This window comes from Stenotrophomonas maltophilia group sp. RNC7 (genome assembly GCF_030910085.1).
Taxonomy (GTDB): Bacteria; Pseudomonadota; Gammaproteobacteria; order Xanthomonadales; family Xanthomonadaceae; genus Stenotrophomonas; species Stenotrophomonas sepilia.
Genome location: NZ_JAVFVN010000281.1, coordinates 1 through 15,683, shown reverse-complemented (window position 1 = coordinate 15,683; position 15,683 = coordinate 1). Strand labels below are relative to the sequence as shown.

Annotated in this window: 15 protein-coding genes and 1 pseudogene; 8 read left to right on the top strand and 8 right to left on the bottom strand. The window is 62.2% G+C overall.

What is annotated here, in order from left to right:
• Positions 1-17 precede the first annotated feature (17 nt).
• The 3 genes and pseudogenes from RCF13_RS03915 to arsH all read right to left on the bottom strand — a co-directional run.
• Positions 18-228: pseudogene (locus RCF13_RS03915) on the bottom strand (chromate transporter); the annotation flags it as partial.
• 117 nt (positions 229-345) lie between these two features.
• On the bottom strand, positions 346-765 hold the full coding sequence (gene arsC, locus RCF13_RS03910) for an arsenate reductase (glutaredoxin) (protein ID WP_065178723.1): 420 nt from the start codon (positions 763-765) through the stop codon (positions 346-348).
• Positions 762-1,502 carry an arsenical resistance protein ArsH gene (gene arsH / locus RCF13_RS03905; protein ID WP_134967889.1) on the bottom strand — a complete coding sequence of 247 codons (741 nt, stop codon included), beginning with the start codon at positions 1,500-1,502 and terminating at the stop codon, positions 762-764. The genes arsC and arsH overlap by 4 nt, the downstream gene beginning before the upstream one ends.
• Positions 1,503-1,541: 39 nt before the next feature.
• On the opposite strand from arsH, the gene RCF13_RS03900 reads away from it, so the two are divergent.
• Genes RCF13_RS03900 through RCF13_RS03885 form a run of 4 tightly spaced genes read left to right on the top strand, consistent with a single transcriptional unit; the run spans position 1,542 to position 4,571 of the window.
• Positions 1,542-1,856, top strand: a complete 315-nt coding sequence (locus RCF13_RS03900; protein WP_005420865.1) for a metalloregulator ArsR/SmtB family transcription factor — start codon at positions 1,542-1,544, stop codon at positions 1,854-1,856.
• Between the two features lie 25 nt (positions 1,857-1,881).
• Positions 1,882-2,373, top strand: coding sequence for an arsenate reductase ArsC (locus tag RCF13_RS03895; RefSeq protein WP_134967890.1), 492 nt, complete (start codon positions 1,882-1,884; stop codon positions 2,371-2,373).
• A 20-nt stretch (positions 2,374-2,393) separates the two neighbouring features.
• On the top strand, positions 2,394-3,452 hold the full coding sequence (arsB, locus tag RCF13_RS03890; protein WP_134967891.1) for an ACR3 family arsenite efflux transporter: 1,059 nt from the start codon (positions 2,394-2,396) through the stop codon (positions 3,450-3,452).
• A gap of 33 nt (positions 3,453-3,485) precedes the next feature.
• Complete coding sequence (locus tag RCF13_RS03885; protein WP_134967892.1) at positions 3,486-4,571, top strand: ArsO family NAD(P)H-dependent flavin-containing monooxygenase; 1,086 nt, start codon at positions 3,486-3,488, stop codon at positions 4,569-4,571.
• On the opposite strand, the gene RCF13_RS03880 is transcribed toward RCF13_RS03885, so the two are convergent.
• The 5 genes from RCF13_RS03880 to RCF13_RS03860 all read right to left on the bottom strand — a co-directional run bounded on the left by RCF13_RS03880 (position 4,532) and on the right by RCF13_RS03860 (position 10,946).
• Positions 4,532-5,065, bottom strand: coding sequence for an arsenate reductase ArsC (locus tag RCF13_RS03880; RefSeq protein WP_134967893.1), 534 nt, complete (start codon positions 5,063-5,065; stop codon positions 4,532-4,534). The two genes, RCF13_RS03885 and RCF13_RS03880, sit on opposite strands and share 40 nt — an antisense overlap.
• Positions 5,066-5,176: 111 nt before the next feature.
• Complete coding sequence (locus tag RCF13_RS03875; RefSeq protein WP_049453246.1) at positions 5,177-6,655, bottom strand: SulP family inorganic anion transporter; 1,479 nt, start codon at positions 6,653-6,655, stop codon at positions 5,177-5,179.
• Positions 6,656-7,040: 385 nt separating this feature from the next.
• Positions 7,041-8,372: a S41 family peptidase gene (locus RCF13_RS03870; RefSeq protein WP_134967894.1), complete on the bottom strand. Its 1,332-nt coding sequence runs from the start codon at positions 8,370-8,372 to the stop codon at positions 7,041-7,043.
• A gap of 137 nt (positions 8,373-8,509) precedes the next feature.
• Positions 8,510-9,760: an HNH endonuclease gene (locus tag RCF13_RS03865; protein WP_134967895.1), complete on the bottom strand. Its 1,251-nt coding sequence runs from the start codon at positions 9,758-9,760 to the stop codon at positions 8,510-8,512.
• 571 nt (positions 9,761-10,331) lie between these two features.
• Positions 10,332-10,946 carry a hypothetical protein gene (locus tag RCF13_RS03860; RefSeq protein WP_134967896.1) on the bottom strand — a complete coding sequence of 205 codons (615 nt, stop codon included), beginning with the start codon at positions 10,944-10,946 and terminating at the stop codon, positions 10,332-10,334.
• 477 nt (positions 10,947-11,423) lie between these two features.
• Between RCF13_RS03860 and RCF13_RS03855 the strand changes: the two genes are divergently transcribed.
• From RCF13_RS03855 to RCF13_RS03840, 4 genes are all read left to right on the top strand, one after another.
• On the top strand, positions 11,424-11,705 hold the full coding sequence (locus RCF13_RS03855) for a hypothetical protein (RefSeq protein WP_231352428.1): 282 nt from the start codon (positions 11,424-11,426) through the stop codon (positions 11,703-11,705).
• 111 nt (positions 11,706-11,816) lie between these two features.
• A complete protein-coding gene (locus tag RCF13_RS03850) occupies positions 11,817-12,647 on the top strand; it encodes an alpha/beta hydrolase (protein ID WP_134967897.1) in 831 nt (276 codons plus the stop codon).
• Between the two features lie 475 nt (positions 12,648-13,122).
• Positions 13,123-13,509: a BlaI/MecI/CopY family transcriptional regulator gene (locus tag RCF13_RS03845; RefSeq protein ID WP_134967898.1), complete on the top strand. Its 387-nt coding sequence runs from the start codon at positions 13,123-13,125 to the stop codon at positions 13,507-13,509.
• Positions 13,510-13,512: 3 nt separating this feature from the next.
• A complete protein-coding gene (locus tag RCF13_RS03840; protein ID WP_231352429.1) occupies positions 13,513-15,513 on the top strand; it encodes a M56 family metallopeptidase in 2,001 nt (666 codons plus the stop codon).
• Positions 15,514-15,683: the final 170 nt, after the last annotated feature.

The window sequence follows — 15,683 nt, the reverse complement described above, 5'->3', positions numbered from 1 at the left end:
CCTGACCCATGCGATTAACCTGCCCAGGCGGCCAGCAGGCCAAGCCAGCCGGCGCGGGCCAAGCCCAGCAACACCCCAACCTGGCTGCTTGGCTGGGCCTGGAAGCAACTGGCACAAGGCCACCAGATCCGAGTAGCTACGGTCCGTCAGCCACCGGCGGCGCTCGACAAACTCGAGGCGGAAGTAGCTCAGATGGGCAATCGGGCCACCGAACGAGGTCAGTCCCAGTCATAGGAACACCAGAAAGTCACGCCACGCACTTTCGCTTTTTGCGGGATGGAGCGTCGGCATGGGGCAGGATCTCCGGTTGTTCTCAAAGGCGGCCAGCCCGGCCCAGCACCCAGATTAGGTCGCCGGGCCTCCCCTGTGCTCGGCCACCAACTCTCCATCTTCCTTCCGGAATGGTCCGGGAAGCTTCGGCAGGATATCCAGCACCAGTTCGGAAGGCCGGCACAGGCGCGTGCCATTATCGGTTTGCACGAAAGGACGATTGATGAGTATTGGGTGCGCCAGCATGGCATCAAGCAACGCGTCGTCGCTCAGTGCCGCATCGCCCAGTGCTAGCTCGTCATAAGGAGTGCCCTTCTGGCGGATGGCGTCGCGCACGCTCAAGCCCGCGGCCCTAATGAGGTCGACCAGGCGCGCGCGGCTGGGCGGGTGGGCCAGGTAGTCGATCACTTCCGGCTCGATCCCGGCGAAGCGGATCATCGCCAGAGTGTTGCGCGAGGTGCCGCACTTGGGGTTGTGGTAGATGACCGCGTTCACGCACTTTCCTCCTCGTTAAAAACAGTTTCCACCACCCCTGCAGCGGCCGCCAGCGCCGCCGCCTCGATGGCCCCCTTGCGCTCGCTGTAACGGTCCACCAGGTAGTCGCTGCGCCCACGCACCAGCAGGGTGAACTTGACCAGTTCCTCCATGACGTCCACCACGCGATCGTAGTACGCCGAAGGCTTCATTCGACCTTCGTCGTCGAACTCCTGCCAGGCCTTGGCGACCGAGGACTGGTTGGGGATCGTCACCATCCGCATCCACCGGCCGAGCACACGCAGCGCGTTGACGACGTTGAACGACTGCGAACCGCCGCAGACCTGCATCACGGCCAGCGTGCGGCCTTGGGTGGGGCGCACGCCGCCCTCTTCCAGTGGCAGCCAGTCGATCTGGTTCTTGAATACCGCGGTAAGGGTGCCATGGCGTTCCGGGCTGACCCACACGTGGCCCTCCGACCACAGCGAGGCCTGGCGCAGCTCCTGCACCTTTGGGTGGGTGGCTGGCACCGAGTCAAGCATCGGCAGCTCGTGTGGATCGAACAGGCGGGTTTCCGCCCCGAGCTGTTCCAGCAGCCGCTGCGCCTCCAGCGCCAGCTTGCGGCTGAACGACTGAGGCCGCAGCGAGCCGTACAGGATCAGGATGCGCGGGCGGTGCGGCTGCGCCGCCGGGTCGTTGAGCTTGGTGGCCGTCGGGATGTCCAAGGCACCTGGGACCACGTTGGGGATCTGCTGCACGGGGTTGTCCTGCGATATCGATTCCATTATTCTAGAATTATGGAACATAACACTGCAACCCACGCTCTTGCTGCCCTGGGCCACGCCACCCGCCTGTCGATCTTCCGCCTGCTGGTACAGGCCGGCAGCGGCGGCAAGCTGGCCGGTGACATTGCCCAGACGCTCTGCTTGCCTGGCGCGACGCTCTCCTTCCACCTGAAGGAACTGCTGGCTGCGGGACTGATCAGCGCCGAGCAACGTGGCCGGACCATCTGCTACCGGGCCGAGTTCGTGGCAATGAACGAGCTGGTGGCCTACCTCACTGAAAACTGCTGTGCCGACGAACAGGCCTGTGAACGCCCCGCAGGCTGCTGACCAACCCACCTTAGAGATCGCTCAGATGACCCGTCGCGTCCTGTTCTTGTGTACCGGTAATTCCGCTCGCAGTGTGTTGGCCGAATCGACCCTGAAAAAGTGGGGCCAAGACCGCTACGAGTCCTTCAGCGCCGGCAGCCAGCCGGCCGGCCGTGTCAACCCGTTTGCCATTGCTCAGTTGCAGCGCGAGGGTTTCCCAGTGGACGGCCTTCGCAGCAAGTCGTGGGACGAGTTCGCCGAAGCGGATGCCGCGCCGATGGATCTGATCGTCACCGTCTGCGACAGCGCGGCGGTCGAGGCATGCCCGGTAGTGTTCGGCGACTTTGTACGGGTGCACTGGGGCCTGTTCGATCCGGCCGGCGTTGAAGGCTCGGACGGAGAGAAAGCCGAAGCCTTCGATCGCGCGCACCAGATCATCAAGGCGCGCCTGAGGGCCTTCCTGGAGATCTCCGATCGCGTCTGGGATGACAGCGAGGCCCTCAAGGCCCGGCTCGACCCGATCGCACAGATCAACTGACCGTCCTTCCGGAAATCCCCATGACCACTGATACCTCCCGCCTGTCCTTCCTGGACCGGTATCTCACGCTCTGGATCTTCGCCGCCATGGCACTCGGCGTTGGTATGGGGGCGTTGTTCGAGGGTGTGCCCAGCGCGTTGAACAGCCTCTCCATAGGGTCGACCAACATCCCGATCGCGATTGGTCTGATCCTGATGATGTATCCGCCGCTGGCCAAGGTGAAGTACGAGGAACTGCCGCGGGTCTTCGCCGACAAACGGGTACTGATGCTCTCGCTGCTGCAGAACTGGATCGTCGGTCCGTTCCTGATGTTCGGCCTGGCCGTGCTGTTCCTGCGCGATTACCCCGAGTACATGACCGGCCTGATCCTGATCGGGCTGGCACGCTGCATCGCCATGGTGCTGGTCTGGAATCAGCTTGCCCGCGGTGACGGCCAGTACGTCGCTGGGCTGGTGGCATTCAACTCGATCTTCCAGATTGCGCTGTTCAGCGTCTACGCGTGGTTCTTCCTGTCCTGGTTGCCGCCGGTGTTCGGTCTGCAGGGCAGCGTCATCGATGTCAGTTTCTGGACCATCGCCGAGGCTGTTCTGATCTACCTTGGTATCCCGTTCCTGGCGAGCTTCCTCACCCGCCGATGGTTGAAGGCGCGCATGGGCGTGCAATGGTATGAAGAGACGTTCCTGCCCGCCATCAGCCCGGTAACCCTCGCCGCACTGCTGTTTACCATCGTGGCGATGTTCAGCCTGAAGGGCGGCGATGTGCTGAGGATTCCGATGGACGCGGTACGCATCGCGATCCCGCTGACGTTGTACTTCATCATCCAGTTTGTCATCAGTTTCTTCATGGGCAAGCTGATCGCCAAAGACTACCCCCGCACCACCGCGATCGCGTTCACCGCAGCAGGCAACAACTTCGAACTGGCCATCGCCGTGGCGATCGCGGCGTTCGGGCTGGCTTCCCCGGTAGCCTTCGCGGCTGTTATCGGCCCGCTGGTGGAAGTGCCCGTGCTGATTCTGCTGGTCCACGTCGCCCTGCGCCTGGGCAAAAGCTACTTTCCTGCCGATGCACGGAGCCGCTGAACCGCCTAGGTGCTGCAGCATGAGGAAGTCCCGATGGAAAGCGTCGATGTCGTGGTGATCGGAGGTGGCCAGGCGGGTCTTTCGGCTGGCTACTTTCTGCGTCGCAGCGGGCTGTCCTATGTGATTCTTGATGCCGAAACGTCACCTGGCGGGGCGTGGCAGCATGCGTGGAAATCCCTGCATCTGTTCTCGCCGGCGGGCTGGAGCTCGATTCCCGGTTGGCCGATGCCTGCTACCCGGGAACCGTACCCGTCGCAGGCGGAAGTGCTCGACTACCTCGCGCGCTACGAGCATAAGTATGCGCTGCCTGTCATCCGTCCCGTGCAGGTAAAACGCATCAGCCGCTCGGGGAGCCGGCTGCGGGTGGAAGCAGATGACGGCCGGCAGTGGCAGACACGTGCAGTGATCAGCGCCACGGGTACGTGGCGGCATCCCTGCACGCCCGGATATGAAGGTCTGAACGCTTTCGGTGGCGTGCAGCTGCACTCGGCCCACTACAGCCATCCCGAACCCTTCGCCGGAATGCGCGTGGCCATCATCGGCAGCGGCAACTCAGGCGCACAGATTCTGGCCGAGGTCTCCAAGGTGGCCAAGACCACGTGGATCACCCAGCGGGAGCCAGCCTTCCTGGCCGACGATGTCGACGGGCGCGTTCTCTTCGCACGCGCAACCGAGAAGTGGAGGGCTCAGCAGGAAGGACGCGAGCCGGATATTCAGCGAGATGGTTTTGGCGACATCGTGATGGTGCCGCCGGTGGTGGACGCACGGCGCCGCGGCGTACTGGTCTCCATGCCGCCACCCGTCCGTTTCACCGCCACCGGTATGCAGTGGGCAGATGGCAGCGAACGCAACTTCGACGCGGTGATATGGTGCACCGGCTTCCGGCCGGTATTGTCGCACCTGGAAGGACTGGGCATTGTCAACGCTCGTGGTCGGATCGACGTGGATGACACCCAGGTTCGGTCGGTCGCAGCGCCATCGATTTGGCTGCTTGGCTATGGCGACTGGAATGGCGCAGCATCGGCCACGCTGATCGGGGTGACCCGATACGCGCGCGAGGCAGTAAGGCAGATCAGCGACTACATCGGGGAGGCTTCTCCGGTGTTATCTGGCGCGTGAGCCTCGGCGCCATTGCCCAGCGCCCGCACCTGCGATTGCAGGGCCATGCGGTCCAGCGCTTCAGGCTTAAGCGCCAACAGCAATCCGAGACGGTGCTGGAGCTGGTGAAGCGTGCTCAGGAACGCCTTATGGACCAGATCAGCACTGCCCTGCACTGCGGCCGGGTCGGGGATGCCCCAGTGGGCGGTAGCCGGGTGGCCTGGCCACACGGGACACGCTTCACCCGCGGCACGATCGCACACCGTTACGATGAGATCCATCTGCGGTGCTTCCGGACCTGCGAATGCATCCCACGGCTTGCTCGACAGCCCGGCAACGTCGAAGCCAATCTCCGAGAGCACCTGCAGGGCCACCGGATGAACTACGCCCTTGGGATGACTGCCCGCACTGTAAGCGCGGATACGTTCACGCCCTAAATGGCTGGCCAGTGCTTCGGCAAGAATGCTGCGCGCCGAGTTGCCTGTGCAAATGAACAGAACATTCAGGGGACGCATGTCATCGCAACCATTTATCTAGAATAATCGAAGTATTGCCTTGCCATATGTCAACTCGATGACTGCCGAAAAGGAAGCGGGCACCCCTCGGTGCCCGCTTCGCTCATCTGTTCAATGACCCGACGACCGTGTGGCGCCTGGCGTACGATGCTTTCCCAAGCGGTCTACCAAGGTCTCACTTGCATCGTTGAGACCGAACACCTCAACGGTCGCGCCGTGCTCGCGCAGCTTCATCACTACCCGGTCGAGCGCATCAACGGCGGTCAGGTCCCAGAAGTGGGCGTCCTTCAGATCGATGATGACCTCCTTGGGGACATCCAGATAGTTGAAGCTACTCACGAACTGTCCGGCAGACGCAAAGAACACCTGCCCCTTCACAACGTAGACGCGCGAGTCGGTCTCGACCTGGGTGTCGTCGATGATCAGCATCTTGCCGACCTTGCGGGTGAAGAACACCGCCGACAGGATCACGCCTGTCAACACGCCTTTGGCGAGGTCGTGGGTAGCCACGGTCACGATGACCGTGCCAATCATCACGACCGAAGAGCTCTTGGGATGAATGGCCAGCTCGCGCAGCGAGCGCCAGCTGAAGGTGCCGATGCTGACCATGATCATCACCGCGACCAGTGCGGCCATTGGAATCTGACTCACCAGGTTTGACCCATAAACAACCAGAAGGAGCAAAACCACGCCGGCCACAAGGCACGAGAGACGGCCCCGGCCACCGGAAGTGATGTTGATCACCGACTGGCCGATCATTGCACAGCCTGCCATGCCCCCAAAGAAGCCCGTTACGGTGTTAGCCAAGCCTTGGCCAGCACATTCGCGATTCTTCTGGCTCGGGGTATCGGTCATGTCTTCGACGATCTGCGCGGTCATCAGCGATTCCAACAAGCCAACGACCGCCAAAGTCGCCGAAACCGGCAGCAGGATCTGGAGTGTTTCCCAGGTAAATGGCACATCCGGAATCAGGAACGACGGCAGGCTGTCAGGCAACGCCCCCATGTCGCCTACGGTGCGTACCTGGAAGCCGAAATACATGGAAGCGGCCGTGAGAACCACGATCGCCACCAATGCCGAAGGAACGGCTTTGGTCAGCAGCGGCAGCAGGTAGATGATTGCCAGACCCACAGCACAGATCGCATACACCATCCACGGCATGCCGATGAGCTCGGGAAGCTGCGCCATGAAAATGAGAATCGCCAGTGCATTCACAAATCCGGTCACCACCGAGCGCGACACAAAGCGCATCAGCGAGCCCAACCGCAGGGCGCCGGCCAGCATCTGCAGGACGCCGGCAAGGATGGTGGCGGCAAACAGATACTGAATGCCGTGCTCGCGCACCAGCGTGACCATCACCAACGCCATGGCGCCCGTCGCAGCCGAGATCATGCCAGGGCGGCCACCGGCGATGGCGGTGATGACGGCGATGCAGAACGAGGCATACAAACCTACCTTTGGGTCGACGCCGGCGATGATGGAAAACGCGATTGCCTCAGGAATCAGGGCTAGCGCAACGACAATGCCCGACAGCAGGTCACCACGGATGTTACCGAGCCATTGCTGGCGCAGGGGATAAATTGCAGACATAGAAAATGATCTCCGCGCACAGCAGTGCGCGCCAAACGAAAGAAACAGGCACCCTTCCAGACCTAAGTGTCTGGGTCGCTTCTTCAATCAAGCGTCAGGGTGGAGTCATCGCTAGCCGATCCGTTGGGTATTTGACGGTATATTGTAGACTGGCATAGCGCCTGAGGGGAAATCCGGCCGGCATCGCGGTCGCCTCGGTGCACTCTCAAGGGTAGCTTCCCAGATCCCAAGATCATTTCGCAGGCGAAGTCGACAAGCTGGTAGGCAGTTGATCAGATTGAATTGAGCTCTGACCGAATCGCCAAAGAAGAGGTGGACATTCGCCGCGGGGCCTATGTCCGCTATCGGCCAAGAGCGGACATCGAATTAGAAGGCGATACGAAACCTACGGCGCCGAACGCAGCCAGTGCAGCGCAATCTCGATCGCATCCTGATCCCCGCGAACAATGCTAACCGGCACGATCCCCTTGGGGTACTCAGTACCCTCACGGTCAGCCATTGCCGCGGTCGTCAGCAACAGCGCGCCACCATCGGGAAGCGGGAAGGTCGTGTTGGACGTCGCAAGCCCTGCGGTTGGCTGTCCGAAGAACCGGGTTCCGGGTCGCGCCCTGAAGGCAACGGCCACGGCCTCGCCGGAACTCGCCGTCCTCGGCCCTACCAGCACGGCGACGCGGCTGTCGGACAGATCGGCGCTGCACGCAGGGCTGGCGCGTGAGCGCCATTTCCTCGTCTTTCCCTGCCCATCTCGGAAGCCGCCTGCATCGCGGTCACCGAGCAGGGATTGTAGTCCATTGAGCATGGGCCACATGTTGCCACCGTTGTCCTGGCGAAGATCAACGATCCAGCCCTTGGTTGAGGTCGGTGCCAGGGTGGCGATGCGGTTGCAGAGTTCCGCGGTGAACGCGCCCCTGTCGTCCTTTCCTATCCCACGCAGCCCCGGCACCAGTATGTATCCGATGTCCGCGATGGATCGGGATTCCATCGGTCGGCTGCGAACGGCCTGCGCGCGATATGTCGAGGCCTCCTTCGGAGTTTGAAGCAGACTGTGGCGGTCTGCAAGCGTGTCCAGCACCCTACGCAACCCCGCATATGCCTCCTGCGCGGGAAGCTCCTTCTGATCGTCCGTGAGTAGCGCCGCCTCTTCGGCGGGCCAGTCGACGTTTCCCGTATTCAACGCCTTCGCGCGAATGAGGGGCAGCGCGTGCGCCAGCATGGCGTAGGCGGATACACCGGTTTTCTCCACCGCCGCCGACGTCAGGGTGAGCTGTTCGGCGTTCAGAGCACCTGCGCTGCCCAAAGTAACCCCGAACTTGATGTGGGTGCTGGCCTCCGGAACATACAGTAACAATTCGCGCTCACGCAGACCTTCACCACCACGCACTGGCACGCCGCCGGAGCTGGCAAATGCAAGCCGTCCCGTTGGGCCATCAGCACGAAGCCAGAGCGCTGCGGCGCCAGTCCCGCCATCCACGCGAAGCCGCCCGGCAAGCCGCACGTTCTTGCCCTTGAACGAACTAGCATCCAGGGATGTGATCGCGCCAATGAAGCTCGCCTCGCCGGTGGATTCGGCAGACAGCTGAATCGTAGCGCCCTCCGTATCCAGGACGTCGCCAGCGCCATCAACCATCGACTTTGCGCTGGTCCCCTTCCACAAGGTTTCACCCTGCGCTGAAGCACTGAAAATCATTGCCAGGAGCAGAACGACCATGCGCGGCATCGGCACCATCCTTGTACACGAGAACGATGATCCTATGACGCTCGGAATGCAGCGGCAAGTGAGGCTACTGCTTCATTGATCTACTGCCGTTGCAGACCGTGATGTTCCGCTTCGTTGAAATCGCCCGTCATGCACCCCTATTGTGTGCGCAATAGATTGAACCGCTCGCGGTGATGCTTCAGATAGTTCTTCAATTTCGAGCCTGGCTTCTTCAGCAGGGGCGCAGGCAATCCCAATGCTTCTCTCTCCTCGGGCGTGATGACACCGCTCGTAAGCATTTCGCCATCGTCGTCAAAGGTGATCAAAAGCGCATCGAACAGCGCATCCAGATTGGCAGTGAGAGGAAGCCCGTTGTGTGGATCAAGCCGCTCCTCATTGTTTGAACCACACCATGGCTTGCAATGTGATGCGCGCAATACGGCGGCGATTGCAGTACCCGTGACAGCACATTTCCCGTCCCATAGCTGCAAGAGATCGCGACGGAAGCGCCCCTGCCCAAGGCGCGCATCAACCAAGGTCTTGCGCGTAGTCTCAGCCCCCTCACCTTCCCGAATCTGCATCAACTCGCTGTCAACCGTCGCTTCCGACGAGTGGCGATAGAAGGCCGATACAGGCAACCTGTCGCTGAGCTTCATGTACAGGTCTCCACCAACATCGGAGATGGCACTCAGACGCGATAACTGGCTAGCGTCGAAGCTGCCAATACTCGTGCTGGACTTTGCTCCTTTCTCGCACACGATGGCGTAGGCGTCATAGCCCGCCCGAACCAGTTCCAAGTGCCGTTGACGTTCAGACCAGCCGTTACTATTGGTTTGACGCGGACCAAGTACGCGAATAGTCGGGAAGTCTTTCTGCTGCTCTACATCCTCTGCCCAGAGCCGAAGGAATACACAACGCCTCGCCTCATCCACCGAGCCCCAGGACCACCGGTCATTGGCTACAGGCGCATGCAAAACATCGCGAAAGAATGCATTGATACGAAGTTGACTGTTGGATAGTGGAGAATCGCCATCGGCTTCTGAGTTTGTGTCTATCCCAGGAGGGGCAGAAGGCGATGTATCAACGACAGGCGCGGCGTATGGCTTGAACGGATAGTTCATGTCCCTCAGCAGCTTCTCGGCGCGGGCCAGCAGAGCAGCATCAAAGTGACCACGCCATTCAGACTCCACGATCAGAGCTTCGCAGGTCAGATCCAGGCGCTTGAGTTCCCACAGCCGCGTGAATCCATCGGAAGGCTTGCCGCTTGCAAGCACACGCTGCACCGTTTCGAAGCCCCCGTACTGTTCGAGCATACGTTTGAACTGAGTTGGCCGATAGCCGATCTTCTCGGCCTGAAGAACTGCATCCCGCAGGAGCTGTGTGAAAGCCTCGTTCTCACGCACATCCATAGCGTCATTGGCCCATTAGTAAAGTAGTGATGAGTCGAAAAGATGAGGCGTAGGAACAAGAGATTTAATCGGCAGAATGCGGCCAATTAGTGAGTTATCGCGATACCAGCAGGCTCCCCCCCCTCAACGAACATTCTACCGAAGCACCTCGCGAGATGTCTGCCGGTGTAGAGGGCCGGCGACCAATCATTGCGAAGCAGTGACCGCGTAGTTAGGCGGTTTCGTTTCCCCTAGCAGGGAGTGTCGGGAATGGCACGGTAAGAACCTTGAAATCGTGAAGCCCTACAATTTCCCACCAGCGCTGGGTGCATGGCACCACACTGACGATCACGTGCAAGAACCCAACTTTCCTCGTCCGCCCCAGAACCCGTACTACTTCACGGATGAGGCCTCCATCGAGTGGCCGGGCCTGACATCGTTTTGGTTAGCGTCCGCTTTCGGCCAGAAGCAGACCTCGGCCGATCAGCGTCGGAAGACTGACTTAGGCTAGCTTGTCTCGCAGTGGCCAGAAGCAGAAATCCGTGAAGCTCCAACCGAGCCGAGCCGCTACAGGGGATTTGTCTCGAACGAATCACATTTCGGGTTGGGAAGCATCCAAACTTTCAACTGCACGCTGCCCCGACTGTGCCGTACCAAAGTCGAACTCTGCAGGAGCCACCGCAATGCAATTGAGCTGGCGCTCCAATTCACGAAGCCGGTTCGGGCCACCTTGGGTGGAGGCTAGAAAGACTCGAACAACGTGCGGATTCTGCAGCAACTCTCTGATGACCGATGCAAACATTGACTTCCGTGCAAGATGCAAGTCTTGAGCATCCTCTATGAATGCGGCATTCCAACCGATGAGAGTTTCGTTCGGAAATTGCCCTGGCGGTGCGGAAGCAAGAGTTGCCATGAGCTGGTTGTACAGCGCGGCCAGATAGCCCCATTGTGCTGCGAACCTAGTGTAGAACGCCGCGTACGCACCGGCAAAGATGGCGCCGAACCATGGGATCATTTGCCCAATCTCGACTTTGAGCTGGGCTGCTGAGAAAACAAGCTCCGTGCCGGCCGCAAAGTACGACTTGATTGGGAGCACGATCGCACAAATTAGCGATGTCACCCAAAGCGACCGCAACAGTACAGCCGTGCCGCCGTTGGGTCTGTTCCGCAGAAAAAACTCACCCGCAAGAAAACTCACTGTCGACATAGTCTCTTCTCCCGCCAAACCATTTGATGGTCGCTCCCCCTTGGGAGTTTGGCTGTGCCACCCACGCCCCTCGAAAGGGTTCGCCCCCCCCCCAGCACAGCTCGATACTAGGCGGATTGTGACCTATTCACAATCCGTTGCAACGCCTGAGAATGACTAGCCTGCATTGCAAAGGTCGTAAGCCGCCGTTGTCATATCGAAGAGGAAATGGACCGTAGTGTGCGTCCGCTTCCGTCCAGAAGCGGACACTCCCTACCCCCGATAAACATTCCTAATCGATCAGCTCCAAAGGTGCAGTGCTACGCCGAGGTCGGCAGCACGCTCCTAGCTGAACGCTCCGCGCAACAGGCTCTTGACCTTAAATAAAGCTCCAATCTTAGAGTTGGCTCGGCGCTCGGATCTGCTGCATCCGAGCCTTAACGCGCAGACCTGCTGAGCGGATATCCGCCAGACAGCACGCACTCTAACGAGCATGCGATGCACACCCCGATTCAAGGCCGCGATCATCCCACTCAGATGGTCGCTATTGAGATCACTCAAGCTGGCGGCCCCGAAGTACCGAGTCCGGCCACCCGTCCCATCCCTTCGCCCAAGGCAGATGAAGTCCTCATCAGGGTTTTGCTGCCCCGAGGGGCAATGCCGATTTGCCCTTCCTCCTCGCAGAACCGAATCCGCGAAGCGCTGGGGCCCGTAGTCTTGACCAACTCTACGATCTTCACTTTCGACCTTAAAGTCGTCGTTAAAAATACACTCATTTGACACGCCAGCATGGCAGCGTTCGCGGTGTGGACCGGCCCACATGGCCGGCCATCGGCCAGTTCGCGGGGTTTCACTCGAGAACTCACAGTCCTACCTATCTTGGAGAGCGAGATGAGCTACGTAACGACAAGCGACGGCGTCGAGATCTTCTACAAAGACTGGGGCCCGAGGAACGGCAAGGTCATCTACTTTCATCATGGCTGGCCACTGTCCGGCGATGACTGGGACGCGCAGATGTTGTTCTTCGTGAACAACGGATTCCGTGTTGTGGCCCATGATCGACGAGGGCATGGTCGATCCACGCAGGTATGGGATGGACACGACATGGACCACTATGCCGATGATGTGGCTGCAGTGGTGACCCACCTTGGCGTTCAAGGTGCCATGCATGTCGGCCACTCAACTGGTGGCGGCGAGGTGGTCCGCTACATTGCCCGTCATGGGGAAGACAAAGTATCCAAGGCGGTCCTCATCAGTGCCGTCCCCCCGCTTATGGTCAAGACTGCCGGAAATCCCGAAGGCACTCCCAAGGAAGTCTTCGACGACTTCCAGGCTCAGCTCGCCTCCAACCGTGCAAAGTTCTACTACGACGTCCCTGCAGGGCCGTTCTACGGATACAACCGCCCTGGCGCCGAACCCTCTGATGCCGTGATCTGGAACTGGTGGAGGCAGGGGATGATGGGCGGGGCCAAGGCGCACTACGATGGCATCGTCGCATTCTCGCAGACCGATTTCACTGAGGACCTGAAGGGAATCACGATTCCCGTACTGGTAATCCACGGGGATGACGACCAGGTTGTGCCATATGCCGACTCCGGGCTGCTGTCTGCCAAGCTGGTGAAGAACGGAAAGCTCAACACCTACAAGGGTGCGCCGCACGGCATTCCGACCACGCATGCCGATCAGGTGAACCAAGACCTCCTTGATTTCGTGAACAGCTAAAAAGCTGGGGTGTCGCCACACCCGCGCAGTCAGGCTGCATAAGTGACAGCCGTGTACGCACGGCTGTCCGCTTGAGGGGTGCACCTGCCAAGTCGGCAGCAATCTTCTGTGGCAAACCCGCCATCAAGCCGATGTGTAGCGGGCAGATCGGAGCCCTTGAGGCTGTACGCGACTATCTAGAAGCTCAACTCGATTAGATTGATTCGCCTATTGCCGGCGTGAAAAGGGCTGCCCGATGGGGCCAGCTTCTCAAAAGTTTGACGTTCTGGTCTACGCGCAAAGTCGGCTTCAACCCCAAAACGCGTCAGACATTCCCGGAATTTCGGGAATGTTTGTCCTAAACGACAAACTTTACGCGTCTGCATATTTAAGCGCGCGGTGTGCCTACCGTTCGTCGGCCCATGACTTCCGGGGGGTTGACTACAGCTGTCGTCAAGCTGACATTGACGACACGTGTAGTCAAGGGAGTGGTGTCATGCGTGGCAAGACGATCGGGGACCAGGAACTGGCCCTGCTGCAGTACATCGATGAACATGCGCCGGCCAGTGTCGGCGAGGTCGCCAGTGGCTACGCCGAGCCCCGTGGCCTGGCCCGTTCCACCGTGCTGACGATGATGGAGCGGCTGCGGGCGAAGGGGTATCTTCAGCGCCGGCAGCAGGACGGCGTCTACCGCTACCAGGCCACCCGTGGCCCGCAGAGCGTGCTGCAGGGCGCGGTGGCGCAGTTCGTCGACAACACCCTGCAGGGCTCGGTGTCGCCGTTCGTGGCCTATCTGTCGCAGCGGCAGAAGGTCAGCGACAACGAGCTGGCCGAACTGGAAGCGCTGGTCGCCCAACTCCAATCGCGTCGCCACGAGGGCTGAGTCATGGACACCACGATGCTGATCCCGATGCTGGAACGCCTGGGCTGGACCAGCCTGCAGACCGTGCTGCTGGTGGCGCTGGTGTACGGCCTGTGCCGCGCGCTGCCGTCGCTGTCGGCGGCGACCCGCTGCCGCCTGTGGTGGCTGGTCTCGCTGCAGGCCGTGCTCGGCCTGTTCTGGAGCCAGCCGTTGCAGTTGGCCTGGCTGCCTGCCCCGCAGGCGGTGGCGACGACCGCGACCGACGTGGCCGCTGACATCGTCTACCCGCTGGCCCCGGAGGCCTCGGCACAGTTGCTGGCCGCGATGCCGATGCCTGCAGCAGACGCGCCGGCAGTGGCGTGGTGGGCCGTCGCACTGGCCGCGCTGTGGGCATCCGGCGTGCTGCTGATGGCGCTGCGTACCTTTGGTGAGTGGCGTCGCTGCCGCGCGCTGCTGGCAGCGGCCTATCCCTGCGAGGACCAGGCGTTGGTGCAGGCCCTGCAGCTGGCTTCCGATGCACACGGCGTGCGGCCTGCGCCGCGGTTGTGGATGAGCACGCAGGTGGACGCACCGCAGCTGGTCGGTCCGTTCCGCCCGGTGCTGCTGTTGCCGGCTGGCGACAACGCCCTGCAGGGCGACGCACTGGACCTGGCCCTGACCCATGAACTGCAGCACCTGCAGCGGCGGGACCTGCAGTGGGGCCTGCTGCCTGCGCTGGCCCAGCACCTGTTCTTCTTCCATCCGCTGCTGCGCCTGTCGGTGCGTGAATATGCACAAGCGCGCGAAGAAGCGGTGGACGCGGCGGTGGTGGGCCAGCACGCTGCCAGCCGCCAGGCCTATGGCCGTCTGCTGCTGCAGCTGGGGGTGGCACCGCAGCCGCACCTGGGCGTGGCCAGTGCCGCACCCGATGCCACCAGCCTCAAGCGTCGCCTGCTCTCGCTGCAGCCGCGCCGGGCCTGCCCCCGCATCCTGGCGATGGCGCTGACTGCTGTGGTGGTGGTGGTGGGCGTGGCGCCGATGCGACTGGTCGCAGCGCCGGTGCCGCCGGCACCGCCCGCGCCACCGGCGGCACCCAAGGTCGTGGCGCCAGCACCGCCGAAGGCTCCCAAGGCTCCGGCCGCACCGCCATCCGCCGCGGGCGTACCGGCGGCACCGGCTGCGCCTGCAGCACCGGCCGTGCCGGCCGCGCCGGCCGAACCCGCTGACGCGACCGGGCCCGACGATGCCGATGTGGCCGATGTCGACGATGCCACGGGCATGGCCGAAGGCGATGAAGGCGCGACGTCGGCCGCCACCTCCATCACCACCTACGGTCGCCTCGACCTGGGCAGGTCGCCCCGGGAGGCCTTCGTTCTGGTTGATGGTGATTCGACCTTCGCCAACGGCGGCATGGACGACGTGACGGTGGCCCGCAGGCAGCTCGGCAAGGGCCCGGCGTTGTGGTTCCGCCAGGGTGACAAGCGCTACGTGGTGCGTGACCCGATGCTGATCCAGACCCTGCAGCGTGCCTACAGCGGTGCCGTAGAGCTGGGCCGCCAGCAGAGCGAACTGGGCCGGCAGCAAAGCGTGCTGGGTCGCCAGCAGGGTGAACTCGGCAGGCAGATGGGTGAAATGAGCCGCCTGCAGGGCGAGGAGTCGCGCCGCATCGCACTGATTGCCGCCGAGGCTGCACGCAATGCGATGGCCGCCCACGACATCAACCGTGAGGCGGCTGCGGAAGCGGCGAAGGCAGCGCGCGGTGCAACCAGCGACGTGGCCGTTGCGCGTGAGGCTGCACGCGAGGCCGCCGCCGAGGCACGCCGTGCGATGCAGGAAGCCCGCAGCGAGGCCGCGCAGTCCGGCCGCACTCGTGACATGCAGCGCCTGGCCAGCCAGCAGTCTGAACTGGCCAGCCGCCAGGCGGCACTGGGCAGCCAGCAGGCCGCCTTGGGCGAGCGCCAGGCACGCGTGCATGCCCAGGCGTCGCAGCAGGCGCAGCAGGTGATCGCGCGCGCACTGGCCAGCGGCAAGGCCGAGCGACTCTGATCGGTAGTGGCGGGGGCGGGGCGGGCCCGGGGGGGGCGCGGGCGCGCCGGCCCGGCCCCCGCCCGGGGGGGCGTGGGGGGGGGGGGCGGGGGGGGGCGGGGGGGGGGGGGGGCGCCCCCCCCCCCCCCCCACTACCCTGGGGCAATCAGTGCTGCAGCCAGCGTATCGGG